This window comes from Streptomyces sp. NPDC021019, assembly GCF_044333295.1.
Classification (GTDB): domain Bacteria; phylum Actinomycetota; class Actinomycetes; order Streptomycetales; family Streptomycetaceae; genus Streptomyces.
This window is the reverse complement of the sequence record NZ_JBIRQR010000003.1, coordinates 1,036,382-1,059,662: the sequence shown is the minus strand read 5'-3', so window position 1 is coordinate 1,059,662 and position 23,281 is coordinate 1,036,382. Positions and strand designations below refer to the sequence as shown.

The window sequence follows — 23,281 nt, the reverse complement described above, 5'->3', positions numbered from 1 at the left end:
TGTCCGTGGCCCGGCGAGGGGTCGAGCGGCCGTGGAGCGGCGGATCGAGCGAACGTCGATCCGCTGCCGATCGTGGTGCTGGGATGCTCGTCGGTGACGAGGACACCGATCCGAAGGGCACGCGATGAGTCAGAACGTCGAAGCCGTACGGCGGATGATCAAGGCGTACAACACGGGTTCCACCGATGACGCCCACGAGTTCATCCACTCCGAGTATCTGAATCCGGCCACGATCGAGCACGGCATCGGTGAGGGCCCTCAGGCGTTCGCGATGGCGGTGGCCTGGCTGCGGATGACCTTCTCCGAGGACGCGCACCTGGAGGAGGTCAAGGTCGAGGAGCGGGGCGACTGGGTGCGGGCGTACCTGGTGCTCTACGGTCGTCAGGTCGGCCCCATGGTGGGCTTCGCGCCGACCGGCCGCCGTTTCGCCGGGGAGCAGATTCATTTGCTGCGTATCGTCGACGGCAAGATCCGGGACCACCGGGACTGGCCGGAGTATCAGAGCACCTACCGCCAGCTCGGTGAGCCGTGGCCCGAGCCGGAGGGCTGGCGCCCGTAGACCGAGACTGTGCAAGGAGCCGATCCGATGGCCGAACAGCAAAGCGTCGACTTCTGGTTCGATCCCGTATGCCCGTACACGTGGATCTCCTCGCGGTGGCTGGTGGAGGTCGCCAGGGTGCGGCCGGTGACCGTCCGCTGGCGGGTGATGAGTCTGTCGGTGCTCAATGAGCACCGGGACGACAGCCCGGAGGGCGAGTGGGAGGACTACATGTGGGCGCCGGTGCGCGTCTGCGCCGCGGTCCAGGAGCGGTTCGGGCAGCGGGCGCTGGGTGACCTTTTCACGGCCATGGGGACCCGCTTCCATCTCCTGGAGGACTGGGGGAACCTCACGGCGGCCCTGGCGGATGCCGGTCTGCCCGAGGAGCTCGCGGAGGTCGCCGGGTCCACCGAGTACGACGAGGTGATCCGTTCGTCGCACGCGCAGGCCGTCGCGCTGGCCGGCGGTGACATCGGCACCCCGGTGATGTCGCTCGCCGGGCCGGGCGGTGAGCGGGTCGGGTTCTTCGGACCGGTCGTCTCTCCCGCTCCCAGGGGGGAGACGGCCGGCCGGTTGTGGGACGGTTTTCGTCTCATGGCCACGGTTCCGGGCTTTTACGAGGTCAAGCGCGGCCGGGACGGGGAACCCCGTTTCGACATGTCCGGCTGACGCGGCACGGTCGCCGGGGCGGTCGCCGGGGCGGGTGGCCGGGTGCCCTGACGGGCGCGCCGTCACCCGTGCCGGAGTACGTGCCGGAGCAGGGCGTCTGCGAGGGGGCGGTGCACCGAGACCGGCAGTGCGTGCCCCATGTCCTGGATCTCCACCAGGTCCGCGCCCGGGATGAGGCCGGCGAGGTGGCGGCCGTGCGGTGGCGGGGCGATGGGGTCCTCGGTGGCCTGGATCACCTGGGTGGGGACCTGGACGCCGCGCAGTTCGGGGGCGCGTTCGCGCGGCGGCGGCTGCACGGCGTAGTGCGCCTGTGGTTCGCGGAGGGAGCCCGAGTGGTCGATGGCCTGCCGTTCCCACCGCCGGAAGTCCGCCTCTCCGAAGGGGGTCCGGTCACCCGAGAACAGCTTCCACCGGCGCACCCGCCGGTCCAGTTCCGCCTCCAGGCCGTCGGCGTCCTCGTTCATGACGGCGAGCGCTTTGAGGAACCGTTCCTGCGGCAGTGGAAGGCCGTCGGCCGAGGGCTCTGCGGCGAAGGCGCGGCGGATGTTGCCGGGGAAGTCGACGTCGAGTGCTCCGCTCAGCATCATCGACATGCTCAGCATCCGCTGCGGGTGGTCCAGTGCGACCAGCTGGCACAGGACGGCGCCCATCGACATCCCGACGAAGTGGGCGCGTTCGGTCTGCCATCCGTCGAGTACCGCGAGGGCGTCGGCGGCGAGCTGGAGATATCCGTAGGGGCGCTCGGCGGGGTCCCAGCCGGTGGAGCGGCCCACCCCCCAGTGGTCGTAGCGGATGACGTGCAGGCCGCCGGCGGCGAGCCGTTCGGCGAACTCCTGCGGCCAGCTCATCGCGGTCAGGTTCCCGCCCGCGATCAGGAGCAGCGCGGGGTCTGCGGGGTCGCCGAAGCTTTCGCTCCACAGCTCTACGTCCTTGGACGTGACGACGCGTTGTGCCACTGGGTGTCCCTCTCGGCTCCGGGAACCTCTTGGTTCCGTTGATCGGCGGTCGTGGTGCGGGGACGGGATCAGCGCGGTGCCAGTTCCCAGAGGCAGGAGTCCAGCGGCACGTTGGGTGAGGCCAGGGGTCCGGTCCTTGAGACGATGTCGAGGCCGGCGGCGCCGGCCAGGCCGGCCCACTCGCGGTCGGTGCGGGTCCGGCCGCCGAGGAACACCAGCATGCGCATGTCCAGCACGCTGAAGTAGAGGTCGGAGGTCCGCGTTCCGCCGGAGGGTGCCTGCGCTCTCTCCAGCAGGAGGATCCGGCCGCCGGGCCGCAGGGCGTCACGGCAGCGCCCCAGGATCCGCAGCGCGTCCGTGTCCGGCCAGTTGAGGAGAACGAACGACAGGACCACGACATCGGCGGACACCGGCAGTTCGTCGAAGAAGTCGCCGCTGACGACGTCGATACGGCCGCCCATGGTGGCCGCCGCGACGCGCTCGCGCGCCCGTGCCGCCGCCCCGGGCAGGTCCAGCAGGGTGCCGCGGGCCTGGGGCGCGGCCCGCAGGATCGCGCTGAGCAGGCCGCCGGGGGCGCCGCCGACGTCCAGTACGTGCTGTGCCCGGCTCCAGTCGTAGGCGGCGACGGGGGCGGCGAAGGCCGTGTCCTCCCGTGTCGTCATCAGTGTGTCGAAGGAGGCTCCGAGTCCTTCGTTCTCGGACAGGTCGGTCCAGAACGGTTTGCCGTAGTGGGCCTCGTACTGCGGGCGCCCGGTGCGGACGGCCTCGCGCAGGCCGAGGAATGTCAGGTCCGCGCGGCCGACCGCCTGGTCGAGGTCGAGCCAGGAACGCTGGCGGGAGGGGTCGTCGTCGGCGAGCAGGTCGCCCAGGGGGGTGGGGGTGTAGCGGCCGGGGGTGGTCTCCTCCAGGACGCCGGCTGCCGCCAGGTGCCGCATCAGCCGTGCCAACGCGTCGGCGTCCGCTCCGGTGGCGTCGGCGAGGGCCTGGGGGTCCGTGGTGCCCGCGCGCAGGTGGTCGACCAGGTGCAGGGTCGCCGCGACCCGCAGGGCCATCGGGGTCACCAGGTTCGACATCCGTACCAGGGCGTCGACGGGCCGTTCGTCCGTGTCTGTGCCGTCGTCGGCCGGCGGGCCGTTCGTGGCGCTCACGGCGTACCGCCTGCCGTGTCCGTGCCGAGCGCGTGGGCGCTCAGGTGGTCGATGGCGTCGGCGTAGGTGAAGGGCTGCATGAACCAGCCCGCACGGACGTCGCGGTAGTGGCGGGACAGGGGGTGGTCGGCGGTGAAGGAGGCCCCGCCGACCAGGGTCATGCAGTCCTCGACGATGCTGGCCGCGGTGCGGTTGACGATGAGCTTCGCGTACTGGAAGGGAGCCATCATCAGCCGGCCGCGTTCGTCCGGGTCGCCCGTCGTGCGGTGGGCGTGATGGTCGGTGTGGGCCAGTGCCGCCGCGAGCGCGGTGCGCAGCGTGTACAGCTTCACGTCGAGTTCGGCTATCAGGGTGCGGACCGCGGCGGCCGGCTCTCCGCCGTGCCGGGCGATGCCCGTGACGGTGAAGTCGCGTGCCGCCTGTGCGATGCCGGCGTACACGCCGAGCAGTCCGATCGAGCTGACGGTCTGGCCCGCCATGGCGGCGTCGTTGCGGACGCCGGCCGGTCCGCGCACGAAGACGTCGGACGCCGGGACGGGGCAGTCCTGGAGGAGGACCTCGGTGCTGGCGGAGGCCCGCATGCCCATGCCGTTCCAGTTGTCGGGTGCTTTCAGGCCGGGGGTGCCGGCGGGCAGGAAGGCGGAGGCGGTCAAAGGGTTGCCGGAGGTGGGGCGGGTCTGTGCCGCGACGACGAAGTGTGTGGCGAAGGGGGCCATGCTGACCAGGATCTTCCGTCCTGTCAGCCGCCAGCCGCCGTCGGCTGCCGGGACGAGTTCGGTGGTGACGCCGGCGTCCTTCAGGGCGCCGCTGATCAGGGCTTTCTTGGTGCCCATCAGCCTGAGCAGCCGCTCGGCGAGGGCGGGTCCGGTGCCGGTGCCGTGCTCACGCTCGTACGACATGGTGATGCCGCGGCTGAACTGCATGTGCAGCGACAGGGCGACGGACGCGTCGGTCTCGGCGATCCGCTTCACGGCGAGGCAGACGTCGTGGACGCTGCTCACGCCCAGTCCGCCGAGTTCCGGTGGCACGGTCGCGCCGAGTACGCCGTCGTCGCCCAGGCGCTGGAAGACGTCGAGTGGGAAGGTGCCGTCGCGGTCGTGTGCGGTGGTGCCGGATGCCATGCCCGGCAGGTGCCTGTCCAGGATCTCCAGCAGGGCGTGGCCCTGGGGGGTGAGGGGTTCGGTGAGGGCGCCCGCCATTGCCCTGTGCGTGCTGTCGGCCTGGTCCGTCATGAATGTTTCGTCCTTTCCGTCCGGACGACGTCTGCGGGGCGCGCCGCCATCAGGTAGCGGTCGATGGCGGTTTGGTGATAGCCGGGCCCCAGTCCCAGCCGGTCGACTTCGGGAACCAGCCGTCGCAGTTTGTGTACCGAGGGGCAGTGCTGGATGCTGTCGTCGGTGACCTGCCAGTGGGCCTGGACTCCGAGGCGGTGTTCGAGATGGCGCACGATGGTGGCGACCTCGACGCAGTCCCCGGAGGCGACGTTCACGGTCTCGTCGCGCACTTGGGTGCGGAGCAGTGCGTCCACGACGGTGACGAAGTCCGTCACATGGAGCATGTCGCGGCGTGCCCCGCGCTGGACGCGCACCCGGCCGGCCAGCACCTGGGCGGTGAGCGCGGCGAGGAGGCGGAAGCCGGGTTCGTCGGGGCCCAGTACGTAGCCCAGGCGCAGGATGAGGTAGCGGACCCCGGAGGCCTTGATCGTCCGTTCGAGGTCCAGCTTGTGCTGGCCGTAGCGGGTGGAGGCGGTCGGGGGGCCGTCCTCGTCGCCCGGGCCTCCGGGCCCGCCGTACATGCTGGCGGTGGAGAAGAAGACGAGTGTGCGGTCGCGTCCCAGGCAGTGCCGGATCGTGTCGTCGACGAGTCTGGTCTCACGCCGGTGTTCGGCGTCGGGCAGCGGGTGGGTGGGCACGCCCGCTGCCAGCACGGTGGCTCTGGGGTGCCCGGCCGAGAGCGGTGTGAGATGTCGTGCGAGGAACCCGTTCCCGATGATCTCCATCTGACAAGGCAGTCCTTCGGCTCGCTGGGGGCACCGACCTTCGCAGCCGGGTGTCGAGGGAGACTCGAAGGTGCTCGGACAGCTGGGCGAGGGCTGGTCGGAGAGGCGGTTCAACAAGGCTCCGCGCGCCTTCAAGGGTGCGGGGGGAAGGTGGCGTCTCCTACCTCATCCCTCTGGTGGCGCGAGGAGTTCCCATGCGCGTTCTGTTCGTCAGTTCTCCCGGGCTGGGGCACATTTTCCCCACTGTGCCCCTGGCGCATGCGCTGGCCTCATCGGGTCACGACGTGCTGTACGCCCAGGGCGGAGATGTCGGGTCGGTGGCCGCCGCCGGTGTCAATGTCATCGATGTGACTCCTGGGCTCGACTACGCGGCGGTGTTCCGGCCCGAGGAGATCGATTTCAGTGTCGACGGTGGGGATGAGTTCGTCTCCGCGCTCTTCGCGAAGGTTTCGGGTGTCACCGTCGACCGGGTCGTGGAGGTCGCCCGGGCCTGGTCGGCGGATCTGATCGTGCATTCGCCTCTGCAGGGTGCCGGTCCGCTGGCGGCGGGCGTGCTCGGAGTGCCGGCGGTGTCCGTGGTCACGGGGCCGGCCGACAGCGCGCCGCGCATCGGTGGTCTGCTGCGCGACCACATGAAGGAGCATTATCTGCGGCACGGCGTGGCGCCGGGGCCGGTGCCCGGTTTCCGGCTCAACTCGATGCCGCAGAGCCTGCTGGGGCTGCTTCCGGAGCGGGTGCGCGGGGCCGGCGACGTACCGGTGCGCTATGTGCCCTTCAACGGCGACGGTGAGTTGCCGGGGTGGCTGCTGGAGCCGCCGCGGCGTCCCAGGATCGCGGTCACGCTGGGCTCGATCGCCGGTCTCTGGGGTGGCCTGGCGGTGCTGGCGCCGCTCGTCGCCGCGGCGGGGGGCACGGACGCGGAGTTCGTGGTCACCCTGGGCGGCGGTGATCCGTCGCTCCTGGGTGAACTGCCTGCCAACGTGCGGACGGTGGACTGGCTGTCCCTCGCGCCTCTGCTGGCGACCTGCCGCGGGCTGATCCACCATGGCGGGTCGGGCACCTCGGCGGTGGCGATGGCTCTGGGGGTGCCGCAGTGTGTGATGCCGCTCAGTCCTGACCAGAAGGACAACGAGCGTGCGGTCGTCGAGCGGGGCATCGCGGTGGGGGCGGCGGCCGAGACCGTCGGCGCGGCGGAGTTCCGCGTCCTGCTGGAGGACGAGGGGCTGCGCCGGGCTGCGGCCGAGGTGCGTGAGGAGACCGCGGCGATGCCGTCTCCCGCCGCGCTGGTCGGGCGGCTGGAGTCGCTGGTGTGAGGGGCGGGGTGGGTCCGGGCGGGCGGTTGGTGCCGGTGGTGTGTCAGGGGGCCGGTGGCCGGACGGACATGGCGTGGCGGAACACGTTCGCGGGGTCCCAGCGTGCCTTGACGCGCTGAAGTCGCGGGTAGTTGTCCCGGTAGTAGAGGGTGTGCCACGGCACCCCGGAGGTGTTCCACCGGGGGTCGGTCAGGTCGGTGTCGGGGTAGTTGATGTAGGCGCCGCCGTTGGCCGCGCCGGGTACGGGGACGCCGCCGGTGTCGGCGTACACGTCCCGGTACAGATCGCGTACCCAGGTCAGCTGGGCGTCGCCGTCGACGCCGGGCCACCATGAGGTCTCGTACGTGGCGCTGAACAGGCAGTCGCGGTGCGGGATGGCGGTCGCGGTCGCGGGTACGGTGTTGATCCTGCCGCCGAGGGTGGAGAGGTATACGGCCGATGCCTGGTGTTCGTCCCCGCCCCGGGTCAGGTAGCGGTGGAGGGTACGGATCTGTTTCCGCGTCCAGGCCGTGCGCAGGAGGGCGGCCTTGGCCTTGAAGGGGTATCTGCCGCCGGCGTACGGGTCGGCGGTCAGGGTGGACTTCATCCACGGTGTGGTGGATTCCTCGGTGTCGTGGCGGACACCGGTGTTCGCGGTGATCGCTGTGACGTACTCGTCGAGCAGTTTCCTGCCGTGCGGCAGGGAGCCGTCCACGTTGGCCACGAGGGTGAAGCGTCCTGACGCCCGGTGGCTGAGGATGAGCCAGCTGCTGAGCGGTGCGTAGCGGGAGGCGGTGCCGGACTCCTTCTCGTGCCAGCTGCCGTGGTTGCGCAGGATCTGTACGAACGCGGACTCGGTCATGTCCGCCCATGACCAGCCGATGGTGAGGGATCGTAGTGTCGCCGGCGGGCGGGGAAGCAGGGTGGTGGGGTCGGCGCCGCGTGCGCCGGGTGAGCGCATCAGGTAGCGGGTGACGATGCCGAAGTTCCCGCCGCCTCCGCCGGTGTGGGCCCACCACAGGTCGTGGTGGGGGTCGGCGGGGTCGCGGGTGGCGAGCACCAGGCGTGCTCGCCCGCGCCGGTCGGCGACGACCACCTCGACGCCGTGGAGGTGGTCGGCGACGAGGCCGTGGTGGCGGGAGAGTCCGCCGTATCCGCCGCCCGCGATGTGGCCGCCGGCGCCGACGCTGGGGCAGGCGCCGGCCGGTATGGTGACGCCCCAGCCGAGGTAGAGGGTGCGGTAGACGTCTTGGAGTGTGGCGCCGGATTCGATGGCGAAGGCGCGGTGCGCCGGGTCGTAGCGGACGGACTTCATCTCGGAGACGTCGACGAGGACCTGTACGGCCGGGTCGTCGACGAAGTCCTCGAAGCAGTGTCCGCCGCTGCGGACGACGATGCGTCTGCGCGTCCGCAGTGCCTGGTCGACCGCGCTGACCACGTGGTCGGCGCGGTGGACCAGGCGGATGGACTCCGGGTGGCCGGAGAAGCGGCCGTTGTAGCCTCTGGCGTTGAGTTCGGCGTAGCGCGGGTCGTGCGGGCCGATGTCCTTGGCCGGGGGTGCCGGGAGGCAGTCATGGGGTTCGGTTTCCGCGGCCGCCGCGGTTGCGGCACGGTGCAGTGCCGCGGTGCCGCCGGCCGCGGCGCTGCCCGCGAGGAATGTACGGCGTGAGAGATCCTTCACTGCCACGGTCCCGTCTCGTTGTGGGCCGCCCGGTGTTTCGGGGCGTCAGGTCGGTGCGGGTTCTGTGCGGTGCCGCGTCGGCCGGTCTGCGCCAGCTCTTCGAGGAGCGGCACGACGGCGCTGGGGGCGGGCATGTCCATCGTCTCCCGGCGCAGTGCGGTGGCGGCATCGGTGAAGGAGCGTTCCTCCAGCAGCCGTCTGAGCATGGTGCGGAGCGTCGCGGCGTCGGCCCGTTCCGGTTCGGCGACCCGGAGCCCGGCTCCGTGTTCTTCCAGCAGGCGTGCCTTGTGGTCGGTGTCCCACACCCCGTCGGGCAGGATCAGCTGCGGCGTGCCGCAGCTCAGGGCGGTGTTGAAGGTGCCCGCGCCGCCGTGGTGGATCACCGCGGAGCAGCTGGGCAGCAGTGTCTCCAGGGGGACGAAGTCCACGACGCGGACGTTGTCCGGCAGGTCGGTGACGGACGCGAGCTGGGTTCTGTCCAAGGTGGCCACCACCTCGATGTCCTCTGTGGCCAGGGCCGCGAACACCTCGCCGAGGGGTATCCGGTCGGCTCCGAGCAGTTCACGGTGCGAGACGCCGAGCGTCAGGCAGACCCTTGTGCGCTCGCGTGGTTCGCGGAGCCAGTCGGACAGGACGGAGCTGCCGTTGTGGGTCACGGTCCGCATGGGCAGGCGGTCGGTGGTGGCCGGGAAGCTCAGGGACGGGGGCAGGGGGTCGATGGTGCGCTGCCCTGTGACGAGGTCCTCGCCGAACTCTCCGCCGTACCGTCGCATGGTCCAGCCCAGCCACTCCTCCATCGGGTCCTCCCGTTGTCCCGGGGGCAGCCGGCGCACCGCGTCGAGGTAGGGCTCGCGCATCCGGCCGATGAGGTCCAGGCCGAACAGGAGCCGGGCGTGGGCCGCGCCGCTGGCCCGGGCGGCGATGGGGCCGGCGAAGGTGAGCGGGTCCCAGAGGACCAGGTCCGGTTGCCACCACCGGGCGTGGCGCACCAGGTCGTCGATCATCGCGGGGGCGGAGTACTGCTGGAAGACGTGTGTGGTCATGGCGGTGAAGACGCCGTGCATGTATGTGTAGGTCAGTTTCTCCGGGCGGATCTCGGTCATGTCCGTCCAGTACTCGAAGCGTTCGGCGACGGCGCGGTGGTCGTCCGCGCCGTCGGCCTCGTGCCGGGCTCCCGGGTCCTGCCCGGTGTCACCGGGTCCGCCGGGGTTGTCGTTGGTCTCGTACGATTCCATCTGTGTCGTCAGATCGAGGGGGGCGCCGGCCGTCACGGCGGTCAGGCCGGTGCCTGTGATGTCGTCGGCGAGGTCGGGCTGGCCGGCGATGTGGACTTCGTGGCCGGCTGCCCGGAGTGCCCACGCCAGCGTGACCTGCGCGAAGAGGTGGGATTTCGCGGTGTGTGTGGTGAACAGGACCCTCATCGGGCACCCTTCTTCGGCTGGCGTGGTCAAAGCGGGAGCGCGGGGTTTTCACACCATGTGGACCTTGGGGACGTAGAGGATCCATTTGCCGCCCGCGTCCCGGAACTGCTGTTCCTTGGCGATGATCTCCTCGGCGTGGTTCCAGGCGAAGAGCACGGCGTAGTCGGGGTAGGGGTTCTCGAATTCCTCACGGGACCGCACCGGTATGTGTGTGCCCGGTGTCAGCCGTCCCTGTTTGTTGGGGGTGGTGTCGGAGATGAAGGGGACGAGGTCGGGTCCGATGCCGCAGTAGTTGGTGACGGTGGCGCTCTTGGCGGTGGCCCCGTAGCCGGCGACCGTGCGGCCGTCGGCCCGCAGCGTGCGGAGCAGGGTGAGCAGTTCGTCCCGGGCCCGCTGAACGAGGCCGACGAATCTTTTGAGGCTTTCCAGTTCCGACAGGCCGCGCTGCTGTTCCTGGCGCAGCAGTTGGGCGACTGCCGGGGTGGGGGTGCGCCGTCCTGTGCGGGCGATGGTGTAGCGGACTTCGCCGCCGTGGACGGGGAGGCGTTCCACGTCGACCAGTTCGAAGCCGAACCGTTCGACCATGGCGCTCACGGAGGAGACGGAGAAGAAGTAGTAGTGCTCGTCGTAGATCTGGTCGAAGGCGGTGAGGTCGACGATGTCGGCGAGGTAGGGGTCCTCGAAGACGAACACTCCGTCCGGTGCGAGGAGTGCGTCGACGCCTTTGAAGATGGAGTCGAGGTAGGGGATGTGGCAGATGGTGTTGGCGGCGAAGATGACCTGTGCGTGGCCGTCGGTCTTGCGGATGTCGGTGGCCGTGGATTCCTGGAAGAACTCGGTGGTGACCCGTGCGCCCTGGCGGCGTGCCAGGTCGGCCACGCTGTTGGACGGTTCGACGCCGAGGTGCCGGACTCCGGCCTCGGCCACGGTGCGGAGCATGACGCCGTCGTTGCAGCCCACCTCGACCAGGAAGGCGTCCTTTCCGTTGAGTTCGGTCTCCAGGAAGTGCTGTGCGGTCGCCTCGAAGTGTTTGCGCATGACGGAGGATCCGGAGGAGAGGTACGGGTAGTGGCCGTTGAACATGAGGTGGCGGGGCACTTCCTCGGTGAGCTGGACCATGGTGCAGTCTCCGCATACGCCGACGGCCAGCCGGAAGAAGAATTCGTCGCCGGGGTACTCGGGTTCCAGGAGTCCGCTGGAGAGCGGTTGCCGGCCGAAGTCCATGAACTCGTGCAGCCGACCGCCGCAGATCCGACAACTGAGCATGGTGGAAGCCCTCTCCCTCGAGTGATGTGGAGCGTTCGTCTTGGCGTACGGGTGGGGTCCGGTGGCTCACAGGGCTCCGGGCCAGTCGTCGTCGTCGCGCAGCAGGGCCCTGGCCAGGCTCTGGTAGAAGGCCACGACGCCGGGTTCCTTGGGGCTCAGATGGCCGCGGCCGGCGAAGCGTGAGCCCACCGCTCGTTGTACGGCCTCCAGGCCGTCCCGGTCCTCGCTGTTGATCATGCCGGCGTATGACTGGGCCTGGCGGCGCATCTCGTCGAGGTCGGCGCCTTCCAGCGCGGCGCGCGGTACGAGGATCCCGCCGCGGACCAGTGTCCGGTCGATCGTCTGCGGGATGAGGCTGAGCCAGATGATCATCTCGCCGGCCGCGGCGAGGCTTGCCCCGGGGAAGACGAAGAACCCGTACATGTGGGCCTTCTCCTGGGCGGTCAGCGGCAGGGCGTGGGTCTCCTGCGGCTCGGTGAACGGTATGAGCAGACGCAGGGCCCACGGGGAGTCGACCCGTACGTCGGTGTCGGACCCGCCGGGTGTCGAGGGCTGGAGGGTCTGCGGGTGGAAGCCCATCACGTGGTAGTTCTCGTGGGCGTTCTCCACGGCGATTTTCCAGTTGCAGGCCCATTCCTCGCTCCAGGATCCGAGCTGCGCCATGCCGTCGAGCCGGTAGTTCGTCAGGTCTTTCGATATGCGGGCCAGTTGGGGGGTGAGGGGGGCGGCGGCCGCGTCGAGGTTCACGTACACGAAGCCGTGCCACTCCTCCACCGCGAAGGCGGGCAGCCGGCAGCTGCCGGGGTCGAAGTCGGGGTTCTTGCGCATGTGGGTGGCGCCGATGAGCCGGCCGTCGAGTCCGTACTTCCAGAGGTGGTACCGGCAGGTGAAGGACGGGGTGCTGCCGGCGGCGCCGGGTTCGACGAGCGGCATCATCCGGTGCCGGCAGATCGGTGACAGGCCGTGCAGTACGCCGTCCGCGTCGCGGGTGACCACCACCTGTTCGCCCGCGATGTCGACCGAGAGGTAGCTGTTCGGCTCGGCGAGGTCGTCGCGGTGGGCGATGAGCACCCAGGAGCGTGCGAAGACGCGGGTGCGTTCGAGGTCGTACAGCCCGGGTGAGGTGAACGCGCGCGGCGGGAGGCTGAGCTGGGGTGCCCGGTCCAGGTAGCGGCGCAGCTCGTCCAGGAGCGCGGCGACCTCGCCGCCGCCGGGCGTACCGTCGTGACCGCCGCACGGTGTGGGGGGGTGGTTCTCGCCGGCGGTCGGGCCTGTGCTCACGCCTGTGCTCACGGTGGGACTCCCCTGCCTGTGCCGCGGGTACCTGGTCGCCCCGACCGTGGCAAAGCGGATTCGAACCCGGCTCGACTGCGCGCCTGGTGGCCGTGCGGGGCCCGGGCCCCGCATGTCCAGCCGGTCTCCGGCGTTCCACTAGCAGGCGGCCCGACGATCGGTGCTTCCGGGCCCTGCCCGCCGCCCCTGCCTCTTGCCGGGCATGTCATGAATGAGGTCGCCGTGTACGGAGCCGAACTCGCCGGGATCTACGAGCTGGTCCACCGGGGCCGGGGCAAGGACTATCTGCGGGAGGCGGCGGAGGTCGAGCGGCAGGTGAGGAAGCGCAGGCCGGATGCCGCCGCCCTTCTCGACGTGGCCTGCGGCACCGGGGCGCATCTGCGCTGCTTCGAGGGGCTGTTCGGCGAAGTGGCCGGGCTGGAGCTGTCGGAGCCGATGGCCCGGTTGGCACGCGCGGCGCTGCCGCGTGTCCCTGTACATGTGGGCGATATGCGCTCCTTCTGTCTCGGCCGTACCTTCGACGTCATCACCTGCATGTTCGGCTCGATCGGCTATCTGCTGACGGAGTCCGCGCTGGCCGGTGCGCTGCGGCGGTTCGCCCGGCATCTGACGCCCGGTGGGGTGCTGGCCGTGGATCCGTGGTGGTTCCCCGAGACGTACCGGCACGGTCATGTCGCCGGCAGCACGGTGACCGTCGGGGAGCGGACCGTGTCGCGGGTCTCCCATTCCGTGCGGGAGGGGGCGGCGTCCCGGATGAATGTGCACTATCTGGTCGCCGACGGTGCGTCGGGGGTGCAGCACTTCCATGAGACGCACCTGATCGGCCTGTTCTCGCGGGCGCAGTACGAGGGGGCGTTCGCGGCCGCCGGTTTCGGCGTGGACTACGTCCCCGTCGAGCCCGCCGGCCGCGGCCTGTTCGTCGGTGTCCGGTCCGGCGGCTGACCTGGCGGGCCGGAGGTCAGGGCCGTCGGGCCAGTTGCTCGTTGGCCTGGTCGAGAAACTGGTTGAGCGTCCGGATCCGGGTCTCCGCGTCCGGCATCCCGATCGAGTACTTCCGCTCGACCTGGCTGATCGCCTCCAGCAGGGCGAGCGAGTCGTACCCCAGGGCAAGCAGTTCGATGTCGCCGGCATCCTCGCTCCGCAGGCCGGCTCCCTCCGCCTCGCCGGCGCACTGCCGGAATATTTCGACCAGGTCCGGCAGGGTGAGTTCGCTCATCACACACCTCTCAGTTCGCAGGGGAAGAAGCGCTCGTCACCGAGCGGTGAGGGGGGCGGGGGTTCAGCCCGCCGCCTCCCCCATGACGGGTGTCGGGAGGGGGGCGGGAGTTCAGCCCGCCGCCTCCCCCATGACGGGTGTCGGGAGGGGGGCGGGAGTTCAGCCCGCCGCCTCCCCCATGACGGGTGTCGGGAGGGGGGCGGGAGTTCAGCCCGCCGCCTCCCACATGTCGCGCAGGGAGTCGCGCAGCCCGATGGCCGGGCGCCAGCCCAGCGCCCGTTCCGCGTGGCGGATGTCGGCCTTGGTCCAGCCGCCGCCCTTGCTCTCGACCGGGCCGCCGGTCTCCTTGACCGTCCCGGGCGGGAATCCGGCCACCTCGACCAGGGTCGTCACCAGTGCACGCATCGTCGGTGCTTCGCCGCGCCCGATGTTGAACACCGCGCCGGGAGCTGCCCCGTGCGCGGCCCGCAGGACCGCCGAGGCGACGTCGCGTACGTCGATGTAGTCGCGGGCGGCGTCCGCGATCATCAGCTCCAGCCGCTCCCCCGGCGCCGCTTTGCGCAGCCGGTGCAGCAAGGCGCCCAGGAAGCTCGCCTGCGACGGGTAGGGCCCGCAGACGTTGACGGCGCGCAGCACGACCCCGTCGACGTCCCCGGTGCGGGCCGCCTCCAGTACGGCCTGTGAGCCGGCCAGTTTCGTACGGGCGTACGGGGTGCTCGGGTCCGGGGGGGACGACTCGTCGATGCTGGTGCCGGGCGGCACGAAACCGTACTCGTGGATGCTGCCGATGTGGACGACGCGCGGGCGGGCGGGCAGCGCCGCGACTCCGGCGAGCATCCGGTCCACCAGCCGCACATGGGCGTGGTGCATCGCCTCCTCGGTCACCGCCCAGCCGCCCGTGGCGTTGACCACGATCTGCGCCTTTCGCGAGGCGAGGAGTGCGGTGATCTCGGCCGGATCCGCCGATGCCACGTCCAGGGGGACGAAGGGGCGGCCGGCGGCGTGCGGTGCGCGGTGCCGGGCCACGCCGAGAACCTCGTGTCCCGCGCGGGCGAACGCCGCGCTCACCTGTCGTCCGATGCCGCCGGTCGCGCCCAGCACGGCGACCGTGCCGGGCCGGCTCACGTCACTCGCCTCCACCGCACCCTTCCTCTCCTGGCCGCCCCGGGCCGTCCGGATTCTTTTCGGCTCGCGGGTCACGGGCGCCGGTCGTCACGTGTCACCCGGCGCTCGCGCACCTTCAGTTCGCCCTCCACCCGCACCAGCACGTCGTCACACACGCACATCAGATGGAGCCGGGGGCTGCCGCTCCGGGGCGTGGCGATGATCTGCGCGTAGGAACGGACGCCCAGTCCGCCGTCCTCGCGCGGCTCGACCGACACCATGCTGAGCAGGTGCCTGTGCACCTCGCCGGCCCGGGACAGCTCCGCGGCGGCCTGGTTGACCCCGGTGGCCAGGGCGTCCCGGCCCACGACGGGTTCCGGCAGCGAGGGCGGCGCGAACGAGCCGTCCTCGGTGAAGGTCAGCGCCCATCCCTCGCCGTCCCCGGAGTCCAGCAGATGCATGTGGCGGGCGTAGAACTGCTGCACTTCGGCGTAGACGGACTCGACCGACGACGAGATCCCCGTGGTCACTGCCACCGCGTCCTCCTCAGGCTGGTCCCGTTCGCATCCGAACAGGCGGTACCCGCGAACGATTCCCGACACCGTTCGACATCGGCTCGAAGCCGATGTGCGGGGGCCGAGCGAGGTTTGAGCGCTTCTCCGTCCGCACGGAACACGATGGGGCTCGTCGGCGCAAGCCGCAGGTACCGGCAGTGGGAGGCCCGTGTGCGCCTGATCGACCTGTCATCGGCGGTGGATGCCACGGCCTATGAACCGGATCCCGTGATACACGAAGTACTGACGCCCCGTCAGGGGGCGGAGCACATGAGCGCGGAGATGCAGAAGCACTTCCGGCTCGCGTTCGACCCGGACGAGCTGCCCGACGGGGAGTTCCTGTCGCTCGACCGGATAACGCTGACCTCGCACACCGGCACGCATGTCGACGCGCCGTCGCACTACGGCTCCCGGGCCGGGTACGGCGACGGCACACCGAGACACATCGACCGGATGCCGCTGGAATGGTTCTGCAGCCCGGGGATCGTGCTCGACCTCACCGACGCGCCGGCCGGCGTCGTGGGCGCGCAGCGGCTGGAGAAGGAGTTCGAGCGGATCGGCCGCGCCCCGGCGCCGCTGGACATCGTCCTGCTGCACACGGGCGCCCCGTCGCGGGCGGGCACCCCGGAGTACTTCACCGAGTTCACCGGGCTGGACGGGGCGGCCGTGCATCTGCTGCTGGACCTGGGGGTGCGGGTGATCGGGACGGACGCCTTCAGCCTGGACGCCCCGTTCACCGACATCATCGGGCGCTACCGGAGCACGGGGGACCCCTCGGTGCTGTGGCCGGCCCACTTCGCCGGCCGCGACCGGGAGTACTGCCAGGTCGAGCGGCTGGCGAACCTCGACGCCCTGCCCGCCCCCTACGGGTTCACCGTCATGTGCTTCCCCGTGAAGATCGCGGGAGCGGGAGCGGGCTGGACCAGGGCGGTCGCCATGGTCCAGGAGTGACCGGGCGTCCTTGGACCGACCTCGACAGGAGAGCAGATGTACGGACAGGAACTGGCGGAGGTCTACGAGATCTTCTACCGCAGCCGGGGCAAGGACTGGCCGGCGGAGGCCGCCCACGTCACGGAACTGGTGCGGACGCGGTGCCCGGAGGCGGACTCCCTGCTCGACGTGGCGTGCGGCACCGGGGCGCACCTGGAAACCTTCACCACGCTGTTCAAGCACACCGAGGGCGTGGAGATCGCCGACCCCATGCGGGAACTGGCGCGCAAACGGCTGCCGGAGGTGACCGTGCACCCGGGCGACATGCGCGCCTTCGACCTCGGCCGCACCTTCGACGCGGTCGTGTGCATGTTCTGCGCCATCGGCTACCTGGGCACGGTGTCCGACATGCGGACGGCGGTACGGTCGATGGCCCGCCACCTGCGCCCGGGCGGTGTGCTCGTCATCGAGCCGTGGTGGTTCCCCGAGAACCATGCCGAGGGCTACGTCGCGGGTGACCTCGGCCGGGAGAACGGCCGTACCGTGGCCCGGATCTCGCACTCGACCCTCCAGGGCCGCGCGACCAGGATGGAGGTACGTTTCCTGGTCGGCGACCGCGACGGCATCAGGGAGTTCACCGAGACCGACGTGCTCACCCTCTTCACCAAGGACGAGTACCTCGCGGCGTTCACCGACGCGGGGTGCACCGCGGAGTTCCTCCCCGGCGACCCGACCGGCCGCGGCCTGTTCGTCGGCGTACGGCAGTGAGCCCCAGCCAGGCGCATCCCCCGAGACGAGCGGAGACAGTGACTCGCCCATGACCACTTACGTATGGGACTACCTGCGCGAGTACGACAACGAGCGGGAGGACATCCACGACGCGATCGAGACCGTGCTGCGGTCCGGACAGCTCGTGCTCGGCGCCAGCGGGCGCGGCTTCGAGGAAGAGTTCGCCGCCTACCACGGCGCCGGCCACGCCGTGGGAGTCGACAACGGCACCAACGCGATCAAACTGGGACTTCAGGCGGTCGGCGTGGGCCCGGGCGACGAAGTGATCACCGTCTCCAACACCGCGGCGCCGACCGTGGTGGCCATCGACGCGGTGGGAGCGACGCCCGTCTTCGTCGATGTCCACCCCGACACGTACCTGATGGACATCGAGCAGGTGGCCGCCGCTGTCACCGCGCGCACCACATGCCTGCTCCCGGTGCATCTCTACGGCCAGTGCGTCGACATGACGGCGTTGCGGGCCGTGGCCGACGAGCACGGCCTGCTGGTCCTGGAGGACTGCGCGCAGGCCCACGGCGCCCGCCGCGGCGGGCAGCTCGCCGGCACGTGGGGGGCCGCGGCCGCGTTCTCCTTCTACCCCACCAAAGTACTCGGGGCGTACGGCGACGGCGGTGCCGTCCTGACCTCCGACCCCGAAGTGGACGCCAGCCTCCGGCGGCTGCGCTACTACGGCATGGAGGAGCAGTACTACGTCATCCAGACACCGGGGCACAACAGCCGCCTGGACGAACTCCACGCGGAAATCCTGCGCCGCAAACTGCGCAGACTCGACACGTACATCCACGGGCGGCGCGCGGTGGCCCGCCGCTACGCCGAGGGACTCGCCGGCACCGGTCTGGCACTGCCCTCGACCGCGCCCGGCAACGACCACGTCTACTACCTCTACGTCGTACGCCACCCGCAGCGCGACCGCATCATCGAGGCACTGAAGGCCTACGACATCTCACTCAACATCAGCTACCCCTGGCCGGTCCACACCATGACAGGCTTCGCCCACCTCGGATACACCCGAGGGGCCCTGCCCGTCACCGAGACAGCGGCCCAGGAAATCTTCTCGCTCCCCATGTACCCCTCACTGGACCCGGCGGTACAGGACAAAGTCATCGGCGCACTCCGCGACGTCCTGGCGGCACTGTGAGCCCTGTCCCCACCGGGCGGGACGGCCCCGCGGGCAGCCCGGTCCGCATGGGCGTGCTCGGCTGCGCGGACATCGCGCTGCGCCGGATGCTCCCGGCCATCGCGGCGGCCGATTCGGCCCGGCTCGTCGCCGTGGCCAGCCGGGACGCCGCCAAGGCGGAACGGGTCGCCGCCCGGTTCGGCTGCGCCGGCGTCAAGGGCTACCGCACCCTCCTGAAACGCGACGACATCGACGCGGTGTACATCCCCCTCCCGCCCGCGCTCCACTTCGAGCAGGTCGCCGAGGCCATGCTGGCGGGCAAGCACGTACTGTGCGAGAAACCGCTCTGCACGACCCGGGCGGAGACCGCCGAACTGATGGAACTCGCACGGCACCACCGCCGGATCCTCACCGAGAACTACATGTTCCTCCACCACTCCCAGCACACCGCCGTCCAGTCACTCCTCGACGAGGGAGCCATCGGCGAACTGGAAGTCCTGTCCGCCTCGTTCGGCGTGCCACCCCTGGACCCCACCGGATTCCGCTACGCCCCCTCCCTCGGCGGCGGCGCCCTGCTGGACGTCGGTGTCTACCCGCTACGGACGGTACAGATGTACCTGCCCGGCAAACCCGAGGTACTGGCGGCCACCCTCCGGGTCGACAGCGCGACCGGCGTCGACGTCGCCGGCACCGTCCTGCTGTCCGCCCCCGACGGCACCGCGGCACAACTCGCCTACGGCTTCCGGCACTCCTACCGGTCCCGCTACACACTCTGGGGCGGCCAGGGACAACTCTCGGCCGAGCGGGCCTACACCCCACCCGAACACCTCAAACCCGTCATCCGGCTCCAGCAACAAGACCGGCTGACCGAGCTGACGACGCCCGCGGACCACCAGGTACACAACGCACTGACCGCCTTCACCGACGCCGTCCTCACCGGCCGAAACGGACCACTCGGCGAAACCGAATCACTGCTCCAGGCACAACTCGCAGAAGACATCCGCAACATCGCCAGAATCACCACCAACTGACCCACCCCCACCACCCACAACCCGACCCGCAGCTCGCCCCCCGCCCAGCCGGTACACCTCAGACCAGCCCCACCCCGGCAACCCCCACAACCCACCGCCCACAACCCGACCCGCCACACCCCCGCCCAGCCGGTGCACCTCAGACCAGCCCCACCCCGGCAACCCCCACAACCCACCGCCCACAACCCGACCCGCCACACCCCCGCCCAACCGGTGAACCTCAGACCAGCCCCACCCCGGCAACCCCCACAACCCACCGCCCGTAACCCGACCCGCCACACCCCCGCCCAGCCGGTACACCTCAGACCAGCCCCTCCCGCGCAATCGACATGACGTACCGCCCGTAACCCGACCCGCCACACCCCCGCCCAGCCGGTGCACCTCAGACCAGCCCCTCCCGCGCAATCGACATGACGTACTGCCCGTAACTCGACCCGCTGCTCTCCTCGCCCAGCCGGTGGCACGCCTCGGCATCGATGAACCCCATCCGCAGCGCAACCTCCTCGATGCACGCGATACGGCAACCCTGGCGTTCCTCCAAGGTGCCCACGTACTGACTGGCCTGGAGAAGCGATTCCGGTGTCCCCGTATCAAGCCAGGCAAACCCCCGGCCCAGATCCACCAGCCTGGCCTCACCCCGCTCCACGTAAAACCGGTTCACCTCGGTGATCTCCAACTCTCCCCGAGCCGACGGCATGACATTCTTCGCGACACCGACCGCCCGGTCGTCGTAGAAGTACAGGCCCGTGATCGCACGGTTCGACCGCGGCCGTACCGGCTTCTCCTCGATAGAGACAAGCCGGCCCTCACCATCGGCCTCCCCGACCCCGTACCGCTGCGGATCATGCACCGGATACCCGAACAACACGCAACCCCGCACATCCCGCGACTCCCGGGCCAACACATCAGAAAACCGAGGCCCATGAAAAATATTGTCACCCAAAACCAACGCGACCGTATCCGAACCCACATGACCGGCACCAATAACCAAAGCCTCGGCAATACCAGCCGGCACAACCTGCTCCGCATAACTAATATTCATCCCCAACCGGGAACCATCACCCAGAAGAAAACGAAAACGCGGCACATCATGAGGCGTCGCGATAACCAAAACATCCCTCACACCCGCAAGCATAAGAACCGACAACGGATAATAAACCATCGGCTTCCCACCCACAGGCAACAACTGCTTCGACACCGCACGAGTAACCGGATAAAGCCTCACCCCGGAACCACCCGCCAGAACAATACCCTTCACCAAACCCACCTCCCACAACAAAACACCACCGAAACACCCCCACCCCGGAAACCACAGCATCACCCCAACCCCTCGCAAAAGCCTCAAGCACCACTCGCACCCTGATGTCCATCGCGAGCACGATCCGGCCGTCGTTCATCCTTGACAGGGCAGAGCGGCCAGGTCGGAGCGCAGCCGATCCACCTCGATCCGACCGCAGTTCAACCCGTCGTAGAGAGCGCCGTCGCCAGCCCTTCAGGACGGCCACGGCCTGCTCGCCGAGGCAGCGGATCTTGGCGTGTGTGGTGTTGCGGCTGCGCTGCCACCGCTTGAGCCGACGGCCGCGGAAGGGTACTCGGATGGACTCGCCGGCACCTTGATTCGCCTAGTAGGCCCAGCATTTGAGGCTGGCGCCGGTGAGCCGTCCAGGATCACGAACGCCTTGGTCCGGGCTATGCCCATCGCCTCGGCCAGGGCGGGAGGGCGGCCAGCACATCGACGGCCTCGCGTATGTAGCGGTACACGGTTGCGACGCCGATACCGAACCCGGCGGCGAACCGGGCGTAGGTGTCACCGCATCGCGGATGGGCCAGAGCGAGAGAACCCGTCTACCAGGAGCTTCGTTGTTCCACCGCTCTGTCCGACGCACGACCAGCACTGTCAGGCTGGAAAAGACTCCGTGTCTCATGGGTCGCCGGGAGCAATGGCCGCGACCCTTCACATGTCACGATCCATCGTGACACCGGCAACAACAGAACCCCCCGGCGTGTCCGTACCGCCGTCACGGTCGACACGACCGCCAGAAAGAGGGCCGCTCGTCATACCGGACAGGAGATCCGAACTGAAGGCGTTGAACGCGACGAAATACCCCTCCACGTTCGGCCGACCAGCGCTTTTGATCAATTGCATGCTTCCGGGTACCGGGCGGGGCTGCGCATTCCCGACCTGGCCGACCGGCTGCGCGGTGGCCGGAACCCTGCCACCGCGCACAGACCGCCGCTTCGTCGGCAACGGCGTGGGTCACCTACCGGATGAGCCACCTGCTCTACGGGGAAGTGAAGGCGGCGCTCGCGAAGATGCGCAAGAAGGCGTTCCGGCGGGTGCACGACCCCTGTCCGGGCCCGCGCTCGGCGGCGAGCAGTGCGGCGATCTGGTGGCCAGGGGAACCAGCGACGTGGACCAGTTCAGCATCTTCCTCCAGTTCGGCGGCATGCTGTTGATCAGCGGCTGCCAACTGCCGGTGGGCAGCGCCGTGATGTTCGGCCACTCCTGGGCGCTGGCCCTGACGGTATGGGCGGTCTTCCTGCCGTTGGCGCTGATCCTGCCGAGGTTGCAGAACCAGCTCTCCTTCCGCTACGCCAATGTCCGGACCCGTGCCGGCGCGATGCTCACCACCACCGGCGAGGCCGTCGCCGGGACGGCCGTGATCCGCGCGCACAATGCCTCCGGACTGATCGGCCGACGTACCGACACGGCGGTGGAGGAGCACCGCAGGGAGCAGGGCAGGGCCCAGCGGCTGGTGACCGTCACCCTCTCCAGCGGCGAGATCGCGGCGGCGCCGGCCATCGGTGCGGTGGTCAGCTTCGGGGTGGTGTTGGGCGTCAATGGCCACATGACAGCGGGAGAGTCGCTGGCCTTCCTCTTCCTGGTTCCTGGTGACGCTCTTCATCGGTCCGGCGCAGATGAGCACCGAGGTGCTCAACGAGCTCCAGAACGCGCTCGCCGGGCTGCGCCGGACGCTTGCCGTCATCGAGGCGCCGCGCGAGGTCGAGAACCCGGGCGAGAGGGGCGTGGAGCTGGCGCCGGGCCCGGTGGGGGTTGGCTTCGAGGAGGTGGAGTACGCCTACCCCGACGGCGCGCGTGTGCTGCACGTGCTGCACGGGGTCTCGGTGGAGATCGCCCCGCGCAGCCGGGTCGCTGTGGTCGGCGAGACGGGTTCGGGTAAGTCGGCCTTCGTCAAACTGCTGACCAGGCTGGCCGATCCGACCTCGGGCCGGGTGGTGCTGGGCGGGGTCCCGCTGACGGACGTGCCCCTGGCCTCGCTGCGGCGGCGGGTGGTGATGGTGCCGCAGGACGGCTTCCTCTTCAACACCACCGTCGGGGAGAACATCCGCTACGGCCGCCCCGACGTCGGCGACGACGCGGTCCGCGGCGCGCTCGCCGATCTCGGGTTGACCGGCTGGGTCGAGTCCCTCCCGCACGACGTGGACACCGAGGCCGGACCACGCGGCGAGGCGCTGTCGGCGGGCGAGCGCCAACTGGTGGCGCCGGCCCGCGCGTACCTGGCCGACCCGGACCTGCTCGTACTCGACGAGGCGACCTCGGCCGTCGACCCGGCGACCGAGCAGCGCCTCCAGCGGGCCCTGGAGACCGCCACCCGGGGCCGTACCGCCGTCTCGGTGGCACACCGGCTCTCCACCGCCGAGACGGCCGACCGGGTGCTGGTCTTCGATGCCGGACGCATCGTCCAACAGAACACGCACGAGGAGCTGGCGGCACGCCCCGGCCGGTACGCGGAGCCGTACGCCGCGTGGCAGTCGGCGACCGCGGGCGACGCCTCCCCGGCCTGAACCGGCGGGCAGGGGCGGCGGCCGACCGGCTGCCAGCCTGCCCCGCGTAGCCGCCCGCCCGGGAACAGGTGACTCCGCGCATCGGCCTGCTGAGGCGCTTGAGCGGGACACAGATCCCGCACGTAGGTCAGCGTATGGATGGGGAAATCGCCGTCCCGGAACAGGTCCGGTCCACGACCCGTCTCTGTACTCGTTGACTGAGGCCCGTCACGTGACGGCTCTCCAGCCAATGCGACAGCACCAGCGCCTCATCTGCCGCGAGCTCGATCGTGACCTGACCATGCCCGCCCCTACAGCTCGGCCCCACCCTCGACCACCTGCACCTACCTGCCGGCCTCCGACCTTCACCAAACACATGCCCCCTGCCGGCGTGGATCCGGCGAACCACCGAGGCGGTTGACGTCGACCTCGAGCTGGATGCCGACACTCGGAGAGTGGAATGGTTCACACGCTCAGCGGCACGTTGCTTT

At 70.0% G+C, this 23,281-nt stretch carries 21 protein-coding genes and 2 pseudogenes; 10 read left to right on the top strand and 13 right to left on the bottom strand.

Translation table 11 applies throughout. From position 1 onward, the window contains the following. The first annotated feature begins 124 nt into the window (after nt 1-124). Nucleotides 125-559 carry a SnoaL/DnrD family polyketide biosynthesis methyl ester cyclase gene (locus ACH4RG_RS22330; RefSeq protein WP_397925862.1) on the top strand — a complete coding sequence of 145 codons (435 nt, stop codon included), beginning with the start codon at nt 125-127 and terminating at the stop codon, nt 557-559. A gap of 27 nt (nt 560-586) precedes the next feature. Further along, complete coding sequence (locus tag ACH4RG_RS22325) at nt 587-1,207, top strand: disulfide bond formation protein DsbA (protein WP_397925860.1); 621 nt, start codon at nt 587-589, stop codon at nt 1,205-1,207. A 62-nt stretch (nt 1,208-1,269) separates the two neighbouring features. Here the strand turns inward: ACH4RG_RS22325 and ACH4RG_RS22320 are convergent, their stop codons facing one another. The 4 genes from ACH4RG_RS22320 to ACH4RG_RS22305 form a co-directional block, all read right to left on the bottom strand. Next, the gene (locus ACH4RG_RS22320) at nt 1,270-2,163 is read right to left on the bottom strand and encodes an alpha/beta fold hydrolase (RefSeq protein WP_398540017.1); all 894 of its coding nucleotides are present in this window, start codon (nt 2,161-2,163) and stop codon (nt 1,270-1,272) included. Nucleotides 2,164-2,231: 68 nt separating this feature from the next. Then, nucleotides 2,232-3,311: a methyltransferase gene (locus tag ACH4RG_RS22315; protein WP_398163094.1), complete on the bottom strand. Its 1,080-nt coding sequence runs from the start codon at nt 3,309-3,311 to the stop codon at nt 2,232-2,234. Then, a complete protein-coding gene (locus tag ACH4RG_RS22310; RefSeq protein ID WP_397925855.1) occupies nt 3,308-4,543 on the bottom strand; it encodes an acyl-CoA dehydrogenase family protein in 1,236 nt (411 codons plus the stop codon). Before ACH4RG_RS22310 ends, ACH4RG_RS22315 begins: the two co-directional genes overlap by 4 nt. Then, a complete protein-coding gene (locus ACH4RG_RS22305) occupies nt 4,540-5,310 on the bottom strand; it encodes an NAD-dependent epimerase/dehydratase family protein (RefSeq protein ID WP_397925853.1) in 771 nt (256 codons plus the stop codon). The genes ACH4RG_RS22310 and ACH4RG_RS22305 overlap by 4 nt, the downstream gene beginning before the upstream one ends. A 194-nt stretch (nt 5,311-5,504) precedes the next feature. Between ACH4RG_RS22305 and ACH4RG_RS22300 the strand changes: the two genes are divergently transcribed. Then, nucleotides 5,505-6,623 carry a glycosyltransferase gene (locus tag ACH4RG_RS22300; RefSeq protein ID WP_397925851.1) on the top strand — a complete coding sequence of 373 codons (1,119 nt, stop codon included), beginning with the start codon at nt 5,505-5,507 and terminating at the stop codon, nt 6,621-6,623. A gap of 43 nt (nt 6,624-6,666) precedes the next feature. Here the strand turns inward: ACH4RG_RS22300 and ACH4RG_RS22295 are convergent, their stop codons facing one another. The 4 genes from ACH4RG_RS22295 to ACH4RG_RS22280 form a co-directional block, all read right to left on the bottom strand. Next, the gene (locus ACH4RG_RS22295) at nt 6,667-8,289 is read right to left on the bottom strand and encodes an FAD-binding oxidoreductase (RefSeq protein ID WP_397925849.1); all 1,623 of its coding nucleotides are present in this window, start codon (nt 8,287-8,289) and stop codon (nt 6,667-6,669) included. Next, nucleotides 8,280-9,704 carry an activator-dependent family glycosyltransferase gene (locus tag ACH4RG_RS22290; protein ID WP_397932679.1) on the bottom strand — a complete coding sequence of 475 codons (1,425 nt, stop codon included), beginning with the start codon at nt 9,702-9,704 and terminating at the stop codon, nt 8,280-8,282. The genes ACH4RG_RS22295 and ACH4RG_RS22290 overlap by 10 nt, the downstream gene beginning before the upstream one ends. 48 nt (nt 9,705-9,752) lie before the next feature. Further along, the gene (locus ACH4RG_RS22285; RefSeq protein WP_397925845.1) at nt 9,753-10,970 is read right to left on the bottom strand and encodes a methyltransferase domain-containing protein; all 1,218 of its coding nucleotides are present in this window, start codon (nt 10,968-10,970) and stop codon (nt 9,753-9,755) included. Between the two features lie 66 nt (nt 10,971-11,036). After that, nucleotides 11,037-12,263 carry an aromatic ring-hydroxylating dioxygenase subunit alpha gene (locus tag ACH4RG_RS22280; RefSeq protein WP_397925843.1) on the bottom strand — a complete coding sequence of 409 codons (1,227 nt, stop codon included), beginning with the start codon at nt 12,261-12,263 and terminating at the stop codon, nt 11,037-11,039. Nucleotides 12,264-12,485: 222 nt separating this feature from the next. On the opposite strand from ACH4RG_RS22280, the gene ACH4RG_RS22275 reads away from it, so the two are divergent. Further along, complete coding sequence (locus tag ACH4RG_RS22275; protein WP_397925841.1) at nt 12,486-13,205, top strand: class I SAM-dependent methyltransferase; 720 nt, start codon at nt 12,486-12,488, stop codon at nt 13,203-13,205. A 16-nt stretch (nt 13,206-13,221) separates the two neighbouring features. On the opposite strand, the gene ACH4RG_RS22270 is transcribed toward ACH4RG_RS22275, so the two are convergent. From ACH4RG_RS22270 to ACH4RG_RS22260, 3 genes are all read right to left on the bottom strand, one after another. Next, nucleotides 13,222-13,479, bottom strand: a complete 258-nt coding sequence (locus tag ACH4RG_RS22270) for a phosphopantetheine-binding protein (protein WP_397925839.1) — start codon at nt 13,477-13,479, stop codon at nt 13,222-13,224. Between the two features lie 207 nt (nt 13,480-13,686). Then, entirely contained in the window at nt 13,687-14,619 is a 933-nt protein-coding gene (locus ACH4RG_RS22265; RefSeq protein WP_397925837.1) for an NAD-dependent epimerase/dehydratase family protein, read from the bottom strand. Between the two features lie 56 nt (nt 14,620-14,675). Next, on the bottom strand, nt 14,676-15,119 hold the full coding sequence (locus ACH4RG_RS22260) for a nuclear transport factor 2 family protein (RefSeq protein WP_397925835.1): 444 nt from the start codon (nt 15,117-15,119) through the stop codon (nt 14,676-14,678). A 189-nt stretch (nt 15,120-15,308) separates the two neighbouring features. On the opposite strand from ACH4RG_RS22260, the gene ACH4RG_RS22255 reads away from it, so the two are divergent. The 4 genes from ACH4RG_RS22255 to ACH4RG_RS22240 are packed head-to-tail and all read left to right on the top strand — an operon-like array spanning nt 15,309 to nt 19,004. Beyond that, nucleotides 15,309-16,088: a cyclase family protein gene (locus ACH4RG_RS22255; protein WP_397925833.1), complete on the top strand. Its 780-nt coding sequence runs from the start codon at nt 15,309-15,311 to the stop codon at nt 16,086-16,088. A 36-nt stretch (nt 16,089-16,124) separates the two neighbouring features. Then, the gene (locus ACH4RG_RS22250; RefSeq protein WP_397925831.1) at nt 16,125-16,835 is read left to right on the top strand and encodes a class I SAM-dependent methyltransferase; all 711 of its coding nucleotides are present in this window, start codon (nt 16,125-16,127) and stop codon (nt 16,833-16,835) included. 49 nt (nt 16,836-16,884) lie between these two features. After that, complete coding sequence (locus ACH4RG_RS22245; protein WP_398540016.1) at nt 16,885-17,994, top strand: DegT/DnrJ/EryC1/StrS family aminotransferase; 1,110 nt, start codon at nt 16,885-16,887, stop codon at nt 17,992-17,994. Next, nucleotides 17,991-19,004, top strand: coding sequence for a Gfo/Idh/MocA family protein (locus ACH4RG_RS22240; RefSeq protein WP_398540015.1), 1,014 nt, complete (start codon nt 17,991-17,993; stop codon nt 19,002-19,004). The genes ACH4RG_RS22245 and ACH4RG_RS22240 overlap by 4 nt, the downstream gene beginning before the upstream one ends. 382 nt (nt 19,005-19,386) lie before the next feature. On the opposite strand, the gene rfbA is transcribed toward ACH4RG_RS22240, so the two are convergent. Both rfbA and ACH4RG_RS22230 read right to left on the bottom strand, forming a co-directional pair. Beyond that, nucleotides 19,387-20,262 carry a glucose-1-phosphate thymidylyltransferase RfbA gene (gene rfbA / locus ACH4RG_RS22235; RefSeq protein ID WP_397925825.1) on the bottom strand — a complete coding sequence of 292 codons (876 nt, stop codon included), beginning with the start codon at nt 20,260-20,262 and terminating at the stop codon, nt 19,387-19,389. Nucleotides 20,263-20,485: 223 nt separating this feature from the next. Then, nucleotides 20,486-20,840 (bottom strand): annotated as a pseudogene (locus ACH4RG_RS22230) (transposase family protein); the annotation flags it as partial. 104 nt (nt 20,841-20,944) lie between these two features. Here ACH4RG_RS22230 and ACH4RG_RS22225 point away from each other — a divergent pair. Together ACH4RG_RS22225 and ACH4RG_RS22220 are read left to right on the top strand one after the other, a co-directional pair. Then, nucleotides 20,945-21,826, top strand: a pseudogene (locus tag ACH4RG_RS22225) (hypothetical protein); the annotation flags it as partial. A gap of 70 nt (nt 21,827-21,896) precedes the next feature. Next, nucleotides 21,897-22,811 (top strand): ABC transporter ATP-binding protein, encoded by a 915-nt coding sequence (locus ACH4RG_RS22220; protein WP_397918088.1) that lies wholly within the window; start codon nt 21,897-21,899, stop codon nt 22,809-22,811. Nucleotides 22,812-23,281: the final 470 nt, after the last annotated feature.

Bases quoted from the DNA above. Each gene is read 5' to 3' on its own strand.
- ACH4RG_RS22300 (WP_397925851.1), top strand. From the start codon at position 5,505: ATGCGCGTTCTGTTCGTCAGTTCTCCCGGGCTGGGGCACATTTTCCCC.
- ACH4RG_RS22250 (WP_397925831.1), top strand. From the start codon at position 16,125: ATGTACGGACAGGAACTGGCGGAGGTCTACGAGATCTTCTACCGCAGC.
- ACH4RG_RS22245 (WP_398540016.1), top strand. From the start codon at position 16,885: ATGACCACTTACGTATGGGACTACCTGCGCGAGTACGACAACGAGCGG.
- ACH4RG_RS22325 (WP_397925860.1), top strand. From the start codon at position 587: ATGGCCGAACAGCAAAGCGTCGACTTCTGGTTCGATCCCGTATGCCCG.
- ACH4RG_RS22290 (WP_397932679.1), bottom strand. From the start codon at position 9,704: ATGAGGGTCCTGTTCACCACACACACCGCGAAATCCCACCTCTTCGCG.
- ACH4RG_RS22285 (WP_397925845.1), bottom strand. From the start codon at position 10,970: ATGCTCAGTTGTCGGATCTGCGGCGGTCGGCTGCACGAGTTCATGGAC.
- ACH4RG_RS22330 (WP_397925862.1), top strand. From the start codon at position 125: ATGAGTCAGAACGTCGAAGCCGTACGGCGGATGATCAAGGCGTACAAC.
- ACH4RG_RS22310 (WP_397925855.1), bottom strand. From the start codon at position 4,543: ATGACGGACCAGGCCGACAGCACGCACAGGGCAATGGCGGGCGCCCTC.
- ACH4RG_RS22270 (WP_397925839.1), bottom strand. From the start codon at position 13,479: ATGAGCGAACTCACCCTGCCGGACCTGGTCGAAATATTCCGGCAGTGC.
- ACH4RG_RS22305 (WP_397925853.1), bottom strand. From the start codon at position 5,310: ATGGAGATCATCGGGAACGGGTTCCTCGCACGACATCTCACACCGCTC.